The sequence below is a fragment of the Streptomyces sp. NPDC059875 genome (assembly GCF_042731085.1).
Lineage (GTDB): Bacteria > Actinomycetota > Actinomycetes > Streptomycetales > Streptomycetaceae > Streptomyces.
Genome location: NZ_JBHWJZ010000004.1, coordinates 85,820 through 99,716 on the forward strand (window position 1 = coordinate 85,820; position 13,897 = coordinate 99,716).

Sequence of the window (13,897 nt, forward strand, 5' to 3'; positions counted from 1 at the left end):
AAGGCCCGGACTGGGGTACCCCTGTCCGGGCCTTTCGGCGTTCCCGCCGGCGGGCGTCGGGCCCGGGGCCTTCGGCCCCCATCCGCTCACGATGCCCGTTCGTGTCCGTAGCGATGCCCGGATTCGTTTACTTTCCGGGAACCTGGGCGTAGCCTGCAGGTGAAACCACAGGTTCGGGCATCGAACGGACGTAAAACCACATGTACGCACCCGAGCGCCAGCAAGCGATTCTGCGGCTCGCCCGCGAGAGCGGACGCGTCGACGTCCTCTCCCTCGCCGAGGAGTTCCAGGTCACCGCCGAGACCGTACGGCGCGACCTGAAGGCCCTCGACCGGGCCGGGCTCGTGCGCCGGGTGCACGGCGGCGCGATACCGGCCGGGCGGCTCGACTTCGAGCCCGACCTGGCCGAGCGCGAGGCCCACGCCGCCGACGAGAAAGACCGGATCGTCCGGGCCGCCCTCGCCGAACTCCCCGACGAGGGAAGCGTCGTCCTCGACGCCGGCACCACCGTCGCCCGGCTCGCCGCCCAATTCCCCCTCGAATGCGGCCTGACCGTCGTCACCCACGCGCTGCCGGTCGCGGCCCGCCTTGCCGACCACCCCGGCATCGACCTCCACCTCGTCGGCGGCCGCGTCCGGCACCGTACCCGCGCCGCCGTCGACGCGTGGGCGCTGCGGGCGTACGGAGAGATCCGCGCCGACGTCGCCTTCCTCGGCGCCAACGGCTTCTCGGCCGACCACGGTCTCACCACCCCCGACCTCGCCGAGGCCGCCGTCAAGCGGGCCGTGATCGCCTCCGCCCGCCGCGTCGTGCTCCTCGCCGACTCGGCCAAGCACGGCCAGGAGCACTTCGCCCGCTTCGGCGACCTCACCGACGTCGATCTGCTCATCACCGACAGCGGGCTCAGCCCCGAGGACGCCGCGGCGATCGAGGCCGCGGGAACGGAAGTCGTACGCACATGATCCTCACCGTCACCCCCAACCCGTCCCTGGACCGGACGTACGAGGTCCCGGCCCTGGAGCGCGGCGAGGTGCTGCGCGCCTCCGCGGAGCGCATGGACCCGGGCGGCAAGGGCGTCAACGTCTCCCGGGCCGTCGCCGCGGCCGGGCACCGTACGGTCGCCGTCGTCCCCCTCGGCGGCGCGCCCGGCGCGCTCGTCGCCCAACTCCTCGCCGAGCAGGGCATCGAGGTCGCGCCGGTGCCGGTCGCCGGCCACACCCGCTCCAACATCGCGCTCGCGGAGCCGGACGGAACGCTGACGAAGGTCAATGCGCCCGGCCCGGAGCTGACTTCGGAGGAGTCGGAGACGATCCTCACCACCGTGGGCGCGTACTCGCCGGCGGCGGACTGGATCGCCTGCTGCGGCAGCCTGCCGCGCGGCCTCGCGCCCGAGTGGTACGCCGAGCTGGTCACCCGCGCGCACGGCGCGGGTGCCCGGATCGCGCTCGACACCTCGGGCCCCTCACTCCTCGCGGCCCTCGCGGCCCGGCCGGACGTCGTCAAGCCGAACGCCGACGAACTGGCGGAGGCGGTCGGACGGCCCCTGGCCACGGTCGGCGACGCGGTGAAGGCGGCGGAGGAACTGCGGCAGTCGGGGGCGGGCGCCGTGCTCGCGAGCCTGGGCGCGGACGGCCAGCTGCTTGTCACCGCGGACGGCATCTGGTTCGGCGCGGCCGAGGTCGACGCCGTCCGCTCCAACGTGGGCGCAGGAGACGCGTCCTTGGCCGGGTTCCTCGCGGCGGGGGGAGAGGGCCCCGAGGCCCTCACGGCGGCGGTCGCGCACGGCGCGGCGGCCGTCCAGTTGCCGGGCAGCGAGATGCCGACCCCGGCCGATCTGAACCCGTCGGCGGTCACGGTGACCGACGACGTACCCCTCGACCGAGTACTCAGCGAGCAAGGGAGCCCGCGATGAGCAAGATGATCACCGCGGACCTGGTCGATCTCGACCTGTCCGCCGGCACGAAGGAAGCGGCGGCCCGCTCGCTCGCGGAGCGCATGGTCGCGCTCGGCAGGGTGACCGACCTCGACGGCTTCCTCGCGGACGTGGCCGCCCGCGAGGCCCAGATGCCGACCGGCCTCGACGGCGGCATAGGCATCCCGCACTGCCGCAGCGCCCACGTCACGGCCCCCACCCTCGCCTTCGGTCGTTCCCCGTCGGGCATCGACTTCGGCGCCCCGGACGGCCCGGCGGACCTGATCTTCCTGATCGCGGCGCCTGCGGGCGCCGACGACGCCCACCTGACGATCCTGTCGTCCCTGGCCCGGCAGCTGATGGACGAGGAGTTCACGACGGCGCTGAGGTCGGCGACGTCGGCGGGCCAGGCGGCGTCCTTGATCCTGGGCGAGGCCGCGACCGAGCCGGAGCAGGCCGGGGCGGCCGCGCCGGCGACGCCGGGCGCGGAGCCGTCCGCCGACGCATCCGCCGCCGAAGTGGCCGGTGCAGACGTGGCCGGTGCCGACGCATCCGCCGCCGAAGTGGCCGGTGCCGACGTGGCTGGTGCCGACGCATCCGCCGCCGACGCGGCCGGTGCCGACGTCGCCGGTGCCGCCGCCTCCGGCGCTGCGGGCGGCAGTGGTGGGCGCTCCACCGGCCAGTCCGCGCCTGGCGACGCGGACTCCGCCACGGCGGCAGGTACGGCCTCCGGCCAGGAGGCGGGGGCGGAGACCGCTCCGCCCGCCGGGCCGGCCGGTGCCGTCGGGGGGCTGGGGGGAACCCCCGGTTTCGGGGAGGGGCGGGGTGGGGGACAAGAACCCACCACCTTCCGGATCGTCGCCGTCACCTCCTGCCCCACCGGCATCGCCCACACCTACATGGCCGCCGAGGCCCTCGAAAAGGCGGGGGAGGCTGCCGGCGTCGAGGTCGTCGTCGAGACGCAGGGGTCCGCCGGGTTCACCCGGCTCGACCCGGCGGTCGTCGAGGCGGCCGACGGCGTGATCTTCGCGCACGACGTCCCCGTACGGGACAAGGAGCGCTTCGCCGGGAAGCCGACCGTCGACGTCGGCGTCAAGGCCGGCATCAACCGGCCCGCCGAGCTGATCTCCGAGGTACGCGGCAAGGCCGAACGCGGCGAGGTCACGGCCCCGGCCGGCAAGCCGACACCCGTCGAGAGCGCGGGCGAGCCCACCGAGGGCTACGGCACCAAGCTCCGCAAGTGGCTGATGTCCGGCGTCAGTTACATGGTCCCGTTCGTCGCGGCCGGCGGTCTCCTCATCGCCCTCGGCTTCGCCATCGGCGGCTACGACATCGACAAGGCCCCCTCCGTCGCCGAGCACTTCGCCTGGGGCCAGGCCGACTCCTGGGCCGCGCTGATGTTCCAGATCGGCGGGCTCGCGTTCGCCTTCCTCGTCCCGGTCCTCGCCGGATACATCGCGTACGGCATGGCCGACCGCCCCGGTCTCGTCCCCGGCTTCGTCGGCGGTTCGATCGCCCTCACCATCAACGCGGGCTTCCTCGGCGGCCTCGCCGCCGGTCTCATCGCCGGTGGCACGGTCCTCGCCATCCAGAAGGTGAAGGTGCCCGCGGCCCTGCGGGGCATCATGCCGGTGGTGGTGATCCCGCTGCTCGCGTCGATCGTCGTCGGCTTCCTGATGTTCCTGGTGATCGGCAAGCCGATCGCGAGTCTCCAGAGCGCCCTCACCGACTGGCTCTCCGGCCTCTCCGGCGCCAACGCGGTCATCCTCGGCGTCATCCTCGGCCTGATGATGTGCTTCGACCTCGGCGGCCCGGTCAACAAGGTCGCGTACGCCTTCGCCGTCGGCGGTCTCGCCACCCCCAACGAGGGTTCCCTGAAGGTCATGGCCGCCGTGATGGCCGCCGGCATGGTCCCGCCGCTCGCGATGGCGCTGGCCACGACCGTGCGCGGCAAGCTGTTCACGAAGACCGAGCGGGAGAACGGCAAGGCGGCCTGGGTCCTGGGAGCGTCGTTCATCAGCGAGGGCGCGATCCCGTTCGCCGCGGCCGACCCGCTGCGGGTCATCCCGGCGGCGATGGCGGGCGGCGCGGTCACCGGCGCTCTGTCGATGGCGTTCGAGTGCACCCTGCGGGCCCCGCACGGCGGCATCTTCGTGATCCCGCTGATCGGCAACCCGCTGCTCTACCTGCTCGCGATCGTGGCGGGCACGCTGGTGAGCGCCGCGCTCGTGATCGTCCTCAAGGGCGCGCGGAAGCCGGCGCCCGAGGCGGTGGCGGCCGGGGAAAGGCCTCAGGCTGAGACGAAGGTGGCCGTCGCAGCCTGACCGGCCCCGAGAGGGGCCCGAGGGGCGGTGCGCACGCGAGCGCACCGCCCCTCGGTCTTGTCACCTGCCTGTCACGGGAGCTTCAGGCCGTAGGGGATGCGGTTGGGGGGTGCGCCGGGAGGCAGCGCACGCATGAACTTGTTCGAGCGGAGCGCCACCGGGGTGGGTGTCGCCTGCACGAACCAGCCCTCATTCCAGATGAAGTTGGATCCGTCGGTGTCACCGTGCGTCTGCCACACCTGCCCGCCCGTCGTGAGCACCTTGATGTAGGCCTCGCCCTCAGCATCAACGATGGAGACGGCGCATACATTGGGGGGGTAGTTGGGGTTGGCGGGGTCTGTCATGGTCGCGACCGCGTTGGTGAGGTCCTGCCAGACGATCGCCCCACCGACGGCCGGAGCCCGACCCGCGAACACCTTGCCGCCGGTAAGCGCGGCCTGGAAGTCCTCGTCGTCGTTGGGGGCGTAGGCGTCGATGTCGGAGCAGGGCCCGGTGGGCCCGGTGGCTCCGGTCGCTCCGGTGTCACCCTTGGGTCCGGTGTCGCCGGTGTCGCCCTTGGGTCCGGTGTCGCCGGTGGGTCCGGCGGGTCCGGTGTCACCCGTGTCGCCGGTGGGTCCGGCAGGCCCGGTGTCGCCCGTGTCGCCGGTGGGTCCGGCGGGTCCGGTGTCACCCGTGTCGCCGGTCGGGCCGGTGTCGCCGGTGTCACCCTTGGGGCCATCGTCGCCCGTGTCGCCGGTGGGTCCGGCGGGTCCGGTGTCGCCCGTGCCGCCGGTGGGTCCGGCGGGTCCGGTGTCGCCCGTGTCGCCGGTGGGTCCGGCGGGGCCGGTGTCACCCGTGTCGCCGGTGTCACCCTTGGGGCCATCGTCGCCCGTGTCGCCGGTGGGCCCGGCAGGCCCGGTGTCGCCCGTGTCGCCGGTGTCACCCTTGGGCCCATCGTCGCCCGTGTCGCCGGTGGGACCGGCGGGCCCCGTGTCGCCCGTGTCGCCGGTGGGTCCGGCGGGGCCGGTGTCGCCCGTGTCGCCGGTCGGCCCGGCGGGGCCGGTGTCGCCGGTGTCACCCTTGGGGCCGGTGTCGCCGGTGTCACCCTTGGGTCCGGTGTCGCCCTTCGGGCCCGTCGGGCCGGGCGGGCCCTCCTTGCAGTGTTCGGGGCCGCCTTCGGGCGCCAGCACATAGCGGTCGAAGTCGTCCTCGGGCGCCGCCTTCAGGTACCGCTCGGGGCCGCCCTCGAACGCCTGCCGCAGCTGGTCGTCCAGGAAATGCTGGAGGTCACCGGCCGAGGGCGGTCCCTCGAGGCCGCGTGGGCCGTCGTGGTGGGGCGGCGGGCCGTCGTGGTGCGGCGGCGGGCCGTCGTGGTGGTCCTCGTGCGGAGGACGGTCCTCGCACTCGTCGCCCGCCGGGCCCGTGACGTTGACGCCCGAGGGGCCGTGAACGATCTGCGGCACGGCGACAACCGGGCTCGCGAGGCCCGTGAGGACGAGGGCGATCGATGCGATGGCGCCGCCGTTGAGCCAGGCGCGGCGTCGCGGAAGCGGGCCCAGGGAGGACCTTGTCCTGGAATCAGGACTCATGCAGAGCTCCTTCTTCAACCGGATCGAATGATGCATCGGAAGCGAGTTCGAGCTTCCAAACAGATCATCGGAACGCGATCGCGGCGCCTTTACGTCATTGAGGGGACTGTCAACGCCTTGGCCTACCGCCACCATCCCCCTGGGTGCGTACGGCGTGGCGAACCTGAAAGCGCCTGTCGGCGTGCCTTCCCCGACCGTCCCGGGCCTGTGCTTAAGGTCGCCCCCCACAGACCCCCCTGAAGTGGTGTTGCCGTGAAGCCATCCTTCTGCTTGTGCATGATCGTCAAGAACGAGGCCCGGGTCATCGAACGTTGCCTCGCCTCCGTACGTGACCTGGTGGACACCTGGGTCATCTCCGATACCGGCTCGACCGACGGCACTCAGGACCTCATCCGCAAGGCGCTCGACGGCATCCCCGGCGAGCTGCGCGAGGAGCCGTGGGTGAACTTCGGGCACAACCGCAGCCTGAACATCGCCCACGCCCGCGGCCGGGCCGACTACCTCCTGCTCCTCGACGCCGACCTCGTCCTGCGCCAGGAAGGCCCGCTGCCCCCGCTGACTGCCGACGCGTACATGCTGCGTCACAAGGGCACGCTGGAGTACCGCATCAAACGCCTGGTCAGAGGCGATCTGCCGTGGCGGTACGAGGGCGTCACCCACGAGTACCTCACCGCCGACCGGGACCACACCCAGGAGAACCTCGACGCCCTCGCCATCGACGACCGTCACGACGGCGGCTCACGCCACGACAAGTTCGAACGCGACGCCCGGCTGCTGAGCGCCGAGCTCGACCGCGACCCCGGCAACCCCCGTACGGTCTTCTACCTCGCGCAGACCATGCGTGACATGGGCCGCTCCGGGGAGGCGATCAAGCTCTACGAGCGCCGGGCGGCCATGGGCGGCTGGGGCGAGGAGGTCTACTACGCACTCCTCCAGTCCGGCGTGCTCAGGGCGGAGTCCGGTGACTGGCCGGCCGCCATGGACACGCTCACGCGCGCCTGGGACTCGCGGCCGCAGCGCCTCGAAGCCTGCTACGAACTGGCCGCGCGGCTGCGCAAGATGCGCCGCCACCACTCCGCCCACGCGATCGTCTCCGCCGTGCTCGACCGGGAGCAGCCGCGCGACGACATGCTGTTCCTCCATCCGTGGGTGTACCACTGGGGCCTGCTGTTCGAATTCTCGATCACCGCCTACTGGGTCGGCGACTACGCGGGCTCGCTCGCCGCGTGCGACCGGCTGCTCGCCATGCCCGACCTGCCCGAGTCGTACCGCAAGCAGACCCGGGCCAACCGCGAGTTCGCCGTGAGCAAGCTCGCCGCCGCCCCGATCCCGCACGCGGCCGCCGCCCCGCCCGACGCTGCGGCTCCGCACGCCGCTGCTCCCGAGGCTGCCCCGCCCGCCGCCGACGCGCCCGCCGCCGACGCGCCCGCCGCCGACGCGCCCGCATCGGTGCGCGGATAGGGGGCGGGCCATGGGAACGCCCTCCTCCGTCGCCGCCGAGGTCCGCGACCCCGCCCCGGCCACCACCCGCCGCCCCGCCCGCCCGCGCGGCGAGGGCGGCACGCGGCACGGTGTCTGGCTGTGGCCGGCCCTCGTCACCCTCGCCCTGGCGTTGTACGAGATCGACCACCCGCAGCTGTGGGAGGACGAGCTCAACACCTGGGACATGGTCACCCGCCCCACCGGCCGCCTCCTCGACACGGTGGGGAACGTGGACGCGGTCCTGGCCCCCTACTACCTGCTGCTGCACGGGTGGACGGTCGTCTTCGGCGACACCGTCACCGCCCTGCGGATGCCCTCCGCCCTCGCGATGACCGCGGCGGCCGCCTGCACAGCGCTGATCGGGCAGCGGCTGTTCGGCCGCCGCGCCGGGCTCGCCGCGGGTCTGCTGTTCGCTCTCACTCCGGTGGTGGTCCGGTACGCCCACGAGGCCCGCCCGTACGCCCTGGTCGTCCTGGCCGTCGCCCTCGCCACGCTGGCGCTGCTGAGGGCCCTGGACAGGCCGGAGAGCCCGGGGCGCTGGGCCGCGTACGCCGGCTGCGTGGCCGCGATCGGGCTGCTGCACCTGGTGGCGCTGACGGCACTGGCCGGGCAGCTGGTGGTCGTGGCCGCCAGGGCCCGTGTCGACCGCGCCCTCGCGCTCCGGGCCGGGCTCGCCGCGCTGGCCGGGGTGGCCGCCGCGGCGCCGGTCGCGGTGCTCGGCAGCGGGCAGGCGGCCCGTCAGATCGCCTGGATCCCCCGACCGAACCTGGAGAGCCTGGTCGCCTTCCTGCCCAAGCTGTACGCCTCCGGGCCGATCGCCGGGGCGGTGACGCTCCTGGCCGTGTCGGCCTGGGCGGAGCGCCGGCGGGCGGGCCGCGCCGGAACGCGGCAGTCGACGAGCGGCCCGTCCTGGCGGCCGGAGTCCCGGGGCCCGGTCCTGGCCATGACCGCCATGGCCGTGCTGCCCGTCCTCGCGCTGTGGGCGGTCTCGCACGGCGACATCTCGTACTTCTTCTACCGGTATCTGCTGTTCACCCTGCCGGCGTGGGCGGTCCTGGCCGGTGCGGCGCTCGCCGCGCATCGCTCCCGGGTCGTCCTCGCCGTCTCCCTGGCCGCCGTGGCTTTGCTGAGCCTGCCCGAGCAGCGGTCGGTGCGGGAGACGTACGCGCACTTCTGGCACGGGGTGGACTACAAGGGTGCCGCCGCGACCATCGCCCGGTACCACCGGCCGGGCGACGCCGTCGTGTACGACCGGGGCGAGGACTACTGGCGGCTGCTGGACCTAGGCGTCCGCCACTACCTGCCCGACGAACTGCGGCCCCGGGACGTGTTCCTGGCCCGCTCGGCTGCGGACCGCGCGGACCTGTGGTCCTCGGAGTGCCCCGACCCGGCCGCCTGTCTGCGGGACGAGGCCCGGATCTGGCTGGTCGTGCCCGAGGGCGCGGCCGACCCCTTCGAGGCGCTCCCGGCCGCCCAGGCGCGCGCCCTGCGGGCGCACTACACCGCGACCGGTACCGAACGGCTGACCGGCGTCACGGTGGCCCTGCTGGTCCGCAAGACCTGAAGCCGGCGGGTGGGCCGGGCCGGAGCCCGGTCCACCCGGCACCCGCGGAGAGGCCGAGGGCGGCCGGCGCACGCTGCGTCGGCCGCCCTCGGCACGTGCACGGGTGTCCCCTGCCGCGTCTCAGCGCACCCGGGCGCGGTGCTCCATCGCCTCGCGGGCCGTGCGCTCGTCCTCGTACACCTCGCACATGTGACGGCCGTCCGGTGTCTGTGTGTGCTCGACCTCCCACAGGCTCATCTCGCCACCGTCGAGCAGCAGGAACGCGTGCTCGTAGAGCGTGAATCCGGCGTCCCGGCCGCTCTCCACCGCGCACTGGCGGCCGAACGCCTGCGTGATGTGGTGGGCGAACGCGACCCGCAGTCTGCGCGCCGTCTCCTCGCCGGGCCGGTCCGCGTTCTCCGCGCGGCGCAGCACCCGGCGCGCGTGGTCCGCGGAGTCGTCCGGGACGTACATCCGGGGCTGCGTCGGTATCGGACGGGACAGCAGGGCGCTCAGCAGCTCCAGGTCGCCGTCCTCGTCGGCGTCCGGGCCGGGGGAGCGCTCGACGCCCCAGCCCGGGTCGAGGCCGGAGGGCAGCCGGGAGGCGGCGAGCCGGGCCTCCGCCTCGTCCGCGTACAGCTCGTGCTGCTCGGCCCCGTCCCGGCCGGAGTTGTGCACCAGCTCCCACAGACTGAGCGCCGTGCCGTCGGCGAGCAGGTAGGTGTGGCGGTACGTGGTGCGGTGCAGCGACGCGCTGTGGTGCGAGGAGTGCAGCGCACTGGAGTGGGCGAGGGCCGTCTCCAGCCGCTCGACCGTGGTGTCCGGCAGATCGAAGGAGTTGAGCGCCCGGCCGAGGAGCCGCTCAACCTGCGTCTCGGTCGTCTCGTACGGATCGTGAGGATCCTGCGGATCGTTCAAGAGGGTCTCCAGGCCGTCGCCGCATGTCACTTGGTGCTTGCTTAACGTAGTCCCTGGGTCTGACATCGTGTCCGGGGTTCGGCAAAACGAAGGGGGCGCACGCGAAGTTCCCGCGCGCCCGACGCCCTCGGGCGCTCAACTCCCGTTATTGGACGGGGAGTCGACAGCGGAGTCGGGTCCGTCGGGTCCGTACAACTCGCGGTAGGACGGGAAGTGGCCGCCGGATCCCCTGACCCCGTCGGCGGTCTCCAGGACCGCCCGGACGATCGCCCGGGTCACCGTGTCCGCGCCCGCCGCCAGGATGTCGTTCAGGGCGAGCGGACCCGCCTTCGCGGGCAGTTCCCGCTCCCCGGTCGCCAGGGCGAAGACGGTGTCCCCGTCGTTGAGGAGATGGACGGGACGGATGGCGCGCGCGATGCCGTCGTGCGCCGTGCCCGCGAACTTCTGCGCCTGCGCCCGCGTCAGGACGGCATCGGTGGCGACGACGGCGAGCGTGGTGTTCAGGGGCGGCGGGGTGTTCGTGGCCACGGCCTCGGCGAGCCGCCGCCGCGCCGTCTCGTGGACGGCCCGGTCCGGGTACGCGGGGCGGCCCTGGAAGTACTGTCCGTACAGTGCGCCCGTCTCCGGGTCGACCGCCGAGCCGACCGCGTTGACGACGACCAGCGCGGCGACCGTGATTCCCGATTCCAGGACCGTGCTCGCCGTGCCGACCCCGCCCTTGAGCCCGCCGACGACGGCCCCGGTGCCCGCGCCGACCGCGCCCGTCTCCACGCGCGCGTGGAGCGCCGTCGCCGCGGCGGCCTCCACCGCGGCGCGCCCCGTGGCCGCGTCCGGGCGGGCCGCGAAGTCGCCGCCCCGGCCCAGGTCGAAGACGCAGGCGGCGGGGACGACCGGGACCACGTGCGAGGGGTCGGGACCGACCCGTACCCCTCGGCCCTGCTCCTCCAGCCAGGCCATCACGCCGGCCGCCGACTCGAGTCCGTACGCGCTGCCGCCGGTGAGGACCACGGCCTCGATCCGCTGGACGACGTTACGGGGGTCCAGGGCATCGGTCTCCCGGGTGCCGGGTCCGCCGCCCCGTACGTCCACGGCCGCCACGGCCCCGCCCTCCGGGGCCAGGACGACGGTGGTGCCGCTGAGGGCGTTCGGCCCGGCCACGCGCGCGTGGCCGACGCGCAGGCCGGTCACGTCCGTCAGTGCGTCGTGCGGTGCCACGTTGTTCGTCATGCTCCTTGCGTACCACGCGCGTTCGGTCAGTACGGGTGACTGCGGCCGCGGGTGGCCGGGTTGCGGGCGGTCAGCGTCACACCGACCGCCACGGTCGCCGCGGCGGCGACACCCGCCGCCAGGACCGCCCAGCGGCCGGCGAACGTGCACATCAGGATCGCGAGCGAGGAGACGGGCAGGACGGCCTGCTGCGCGATGCCGACCTTGAAGTAGCGGGCGTGGAGCACCCACACGCAGAGCAGGAACAGCGCGGCGGGGATCGTCACGGCGGAGGAAGCGGCGAGGGTGGAGATGTGGGCTTTGCCCACGGCCTGTTCGACGGCGATCTCGATGCCGGCGCCGATGGCGGCGGCGGAGGCGAAGATCAGATAGTGGCCGTAGCCCCAGAGGAAGCCCTGCCGGTTGGAGCCCAGGCGGACGTGGGCCGGGACGGCGAAGTAGATCCACCAGGCGGCGTAGACGATCAGCAGACCGCCGGCGGCGATCGGGAGCAGCTCGTCCAGGGCGTCGTACTCCGCGATCCCCGTCTTCACGGCGACGGTCGCCGCCGCGATCGTCTCACCGAGCACGATGATCGTGAACAGGCCGTAGCGCTCGGCGATGTGGTGCGGGTGCCACTGGGTCGTGACGTCCTTCTCCGCGTACACGGGGACCGCCAGCTCGGCGACGATCATGGCGAGGAAGATCCAGGGGCGGGCGGATTCGGGGGCCCAGAGGAGGGCGGTCCAGCCGATCTGGCAGAGGATCACGCCGCCCGCGTACCGGTGGCACAGGGTGCGCTCGGCGGGGTCGGTCGCGTGGTGGGCGGCGCGCAGCCACTGGAAGGCGAGCGCGACCCGCATGACGACGTAGCCGAGCACCACGACGAGGAAGTCGTCCTCGAAGGCGCGGGAGACTCCGGCGGCGAGGACGAGGACGCCGGCGATCTGGACGAGGGTGGCGACGCGGTAGAGGACGTCGTCGTTGTCGTAGGCCGAGGCGAACCAGGTGAAGTTCATCCAGGCCCACCAGATGGCGAAGAAGACCATCGCGTAGTGGGCGATGCCGTCGGCGGTGTGGGCCTCGGCGACCGCGTGCACGAGCTCGGCGCCGGCCTGGGCGACGGCGACGACGAAGCAGAGGTCGAAGAAGAGCTCGAGGGGTGTCGCGGCGCGATGCGCCTCGGCGCGGGAGCGCGCGGTGAGGGGCAGAAACGGTTGCGTCATGCGCTCCAGGACACCAGAGCGTGGGGTTGCGCGGCGGTCACGGCACGCGGGCCCGCGCCGCAGGCGCTCGTCGGTCCACGACGTGCCGGGTGTTCACGACGTCCCGGGCGTCCCTATGGCCCGGGACTGGCGGGACCTCCGCCTGCCCGGAGTCACGACCATGGCCTCTCACCTGCCCCTTATGTGCGGGCGCAGCCTGAAGAGGCAAGGAAATCCCCGTCCCCAGGGAAGCGCCATGAGTTCCGTAGTCCAGGACAGCAGAGCGGCGACGAGCGGTCCGGCACCCTCGTACGACGCGGAGCAGTACCGCCCCGGGAAGCCGATCACCGACTGGGAGCCGGAGAACGAACTCTTCTGGAAGTCGATCGGGAGGCGCGTCGCCAACCGCAATCTGTGGATCGCGGTGCCGGCGCTCCTCGTGGCCTTCGTCGTCTGGCAGGTGTGGAGCGTCACCGCCACCAATCTGAAGGACGTCGGCTTCGGCTTCTCCACCTCCCAGCTGTTCTGGCTGACGGCCGTCCCCGGTCTCACGGGCGGCACGGCCCGGATCCTCTACACCTTCCTCGGCCCGATGATCGGCCAGCGCCGCTTCACGGCGCTGTCGACGGTCGTGCTGATCGTGCCGCTGATCTGGCTGGGCATCGCGATCCAGGACCCGTCCACCCCGTACGTCGTGATGGTCGCCATCGCGGCCCTGTGCGGTATCGGCGGCGCCAACTTCGCCTCCTCGCTGGCGAACATCGGCTTCTTCTTCCCGAAGGCGAGGAAGGGCAGCGCGACCGGCATCAACGGCGGGCTCGGCAACCTGGGCGTCTCGGCGGTCCAGCTGCTGACGCCGATCGTCATCACCTGGTCGACGATCGCGATCGGCTCGGCCCAGCACAAGACCGACGGGACCCCGGTCCATCTGCAGAACGCGGCCTTCATCTGGGTACCGGTGCTGCTCGTCCTGGCGGCCGTGGCCTGGTTCGGGCAGAACGACCTGAAGGTGGCCTCCACGCCCTTCAGCCGGCAGAAGATCATCTTCAGGCGCAAGCACAACTGGCTGATGACCTGGCTGTACGTGGGCACCTTCGGCTCCTTCATCGGCTTCGCGGCCGCGCTGCCGATGCTGATCAAGACCACGTTCCCGGACTACTCGGTCGCCACCTACGCCTGGATGGGCCCGGCGGTCGGCGCCCTGGCCCGGTGGGCGGGCGGCTGGGTCGCGGACAAGTTGGGCGGCGCCCGGGTGACGATCCTGTCCTTCGTGGGCATGGCGGCCTCGATCATCGGCGTGATCACCTTCCTCCCGTCGGGATCCGACTCCGGCAGCTTCTACGGCTTCTTCTTCTGCTTCCTCGCGGCGTTCTTCTTCTCGGGCATCGGCAACGGCTCGACCTTCCGCCAGATCCCGGTCATCTTCCGCTCCACCCACCTGAAGGGGCTGACGGAGGGCACCCCGGAGTACGCGAAGGCGCTGAAGCAGTCGGAGATGGAGTCCGGTGCGGTCACCGGCTTCACCTCGGCCATCGCCGCCTACGGCTTCTTCTTCATCCCGGCGCTCTTCGGCTCGGTGGCAGTGACCAGCGCCATGTGGGGCTTCGTCGCCTTCTACGCCAGCTGCACCGTCGTGACCTGGTGGTTCTACGCCCGCAAGGGCGCGGAGGCGCCGAGCTGACCGACGTACTCCCCGAGAAGGCCCCGCCCAGGCGGGGCCTTTCCGCATCCCGGGGAAG

The 13,897-nt window shown here is 72.9% G+C and carries 10 protein-coding genes; 6 read left to right on the forward strand and 4 right to left on the reverse strand.

Annotated elements, in window-relative coordinates:
* Window positions 1–200 precede the first annotated feature (200 nt).
* The 3 genes from ACFV9D_RS06390 to ACFV9D_RS06400 are packed head-to-tail and all read left to right on the forward strand — an operon-like array spanning window position 201 to window position 4,236.
* Window positions 201–962, forward strand: a complete 762-nt coding sequence (locus tag ACFV9D_RS06390) for a DeoR/GlpR family DNA-binding transcription regulator (RefSeq protein ID WP_385141766.1) — start codon at window positions 201–203, stop codon at window positions 960–962.
* Window positions 959–1,912 carry a 1-phosphofructokinase gene (pfkB, locus tag ACFV9D_RS06395; RefSeq protein WP_385141769.1) on the forward strand — a complete coding sequence of 318 codons (954 nt, stop codon included), beginning with the start codon at window positions 959–961 and terminating at the stop codon, window positions 1,910–1,912. The genes ACFV9D_RS06390 and pfkB overlap by 4 nt, the downstream gene beginning before the upstream one ends.
* Window positions 1,909–4,236, forward strand: a complete 2,328-nt coding sequence (locus ACFV9D_RS06400; RefSeq protein ID WP_385141772.1) for a fructose-specific PTS transporter subunit EIIC — start codon at window positions 1,909–1,911, stop codon at window positions 4,234–4,236. The genes pfkB and ACFV9D_RS06400 overlap by 4 nt, the downstream gene beginning before the upstream one ends.
* 71 nt (window positions 4,237–4,307) lie before the next feature.
* Here the strand turns inward: ACFV9D_RS06400 and ACFV9D_RS06405 are convergent, their stop codons facing one another.
* Window positions 4,308–5,804, reverse strand: a complete 1,497-nt coding sequence (locus ACFV9D_RS06405) for a hypothetical protein (RefSeq protein WP_385141774.1) — start codon at window positions 5,802–5,804, stop codon at window positions 4,308–4,310.
* A 276-nt stretch (window positions 5,805–6,080) separates the two neighbouring features.
* Here ACFV9D_RS06405 and ACFV9D_RS06410 point away from each other — a divergent pair, with 276 nt between their 5' ends.
* Window positions 6,081–7,265: a glycosyltransferase gene (locus ACFV9D_RS06410; RefSeq protein ID WP_385141777.1), complete on the forward strand. Its 1,185-nt coding sequence runs from the start codon at window positions 6,081–6,083 to the stop codon at window positions 7,263–7,265.
* A 10-nt stretch (window positions 7,266–7,275) separates the two neighbouring features.
* Window positions 7,276–8,850: a glycosyltransferase family 39 protein gene (locus ACFV9D_RS06415; protein WP_385141780.1), complete on the forward strand. Its 1,575-nt coding sequence runs from the start codon at window positions 7,276–7,278 to the stop codon at window positions 8,848–8,850.
* Window positions 8,851–8,970: 120 nt separating this feature from the next.
* Here the strand turns inward: ACFV9D_RS06415 and ACFV9D_RS06420 are convergent, their stop codons facing one another.
* The 3 genes from ACFV9D_RS06420 to ACFV9D_RS06430 form a co-directional block, all read right to left on the reverse strand.
* Entirely contained in the window at window positions 8,971–9,813 is an 843-nt protein-coding gene (locus ACFV9D_RS06420; protein ID WP_385141782.1) for a DUF6227 family protein, read from the reverse strand.
* A 69-nt stretch (window positions 9,814–9,882) separates the two neighbouring features.
* Window positions 9,883–10,974 (reverse strand): P1 family peptidase, encoded by a 1,092-nt coding sequence (locus tag ACFV9D_RS06425; protein WP_385141785.1) that lies wholly within the window; start codon window positions 10,972–10,974, stop codon window positions 9,883–9,885.
* A 26-nt stretch (window positions 10,975–11,000) separates the two neighbouring features.
* The gene (locus ACFV9D_RS06430; RefSeq protein ID WP_385141788.1) at window positions 11,001–12,179 is read right to left on the reverse strand and encodes a low temperature requirement protein A; all 1,179 of its coding nucleotides are present in this window, start codon (window positions 12,177–12,179) and stop codon (window positions 11,001–11,003) included.
* Between the two features lie 235 nt (window positions 12,180–12,414).
* On the opposite strand from ACFV9D_RS06430, the gene ACFV9D_RS06435 reads away from it, so the two are divergent.
* Window positions 12,415–13,839 (forward strand): MFS transporter, encoded by a 1,425-nt coding sequence (locus ACFV9D_RS06435; RefSeq protein WP_385141791.1) that lies wholly within the window; start codon window positions 12,415–12,417, stop codon window positions 13,837–13,839.
* The last annotated feature ends 58 nt before the right edge of the window (window positions 13,840–13,897 follow it).

Coding starts and splice junctions, on each gene's coding strand:
- ACFV9D_RS06390 (WP_385141766.1), top strand. CDS start 201: ATGTACGCACCCGAGCGCCAGCAAGCGATTCTGCGGCTCGCCCGCGAG.
- pfkB (WP_385141769.1), top strand. CDS start 959: ATGATCCTCACCGTCACCCCCAACCCGTCCCTGGACCGGACGTACGAG.
- ACFV9D_RS06400 (WP_385141772.1), top strand. CDS start 1,909: ATGAGCAAGATGATCACCGCGGACCTGGTCGATCTCGACCTGTCCGCC.
- ACFV9D_RS06405 (WP_385141774.1), bottom strand. CDS start 5,804: ATGAGTCCTGATTCCAGGACAAGGTCCTCCCTGGGCCCGCTTCCGCGA.
- ACFV9D_RS06410 (WP_385141777.1), top strand. CDS start 6,081: ATGATCGTCAAGAACGAGGCCCGGGTCATCGAACGTTGCCTCGCCTCC.
- ACFV9D_RS06415 (WP_385141780.1), top strand. CDS start 7,276: ATGGGAACGCCCTCCTCCGTCGCCGCCGAGGTCCGCGACCCCGCCCCG.
- ACFV9D_RS06420 (WP_385141782.1), bottom strand. CDS start 9,813: ATGTCAGACCCAGGGACTACGTTAAGCAAGCACCAAGTGACATGCGGC.
- ACFV9D_RS06425 (WP_385141785.1), bottom strand. CDS start 10,974: ATGACGAACAACGTGGCACCGCACGACGCACTGACGGACGTGACCGGC.
- ACFV9D_RS06430 (WP_385141788.1), bottom strand. CDS start 12,179: ATGACGCAACCGTTTCTGCCCCTCACCGCGCGCTCCCGCGCCGAGGCG.
- ACFV9D_RS06435 (WP_385141791.1), top strand. CDS start 12,415: ATGAGTTCCGTAGTCCAGGACAGCAGAGCGGCGACGAGCGGTCCGGCA.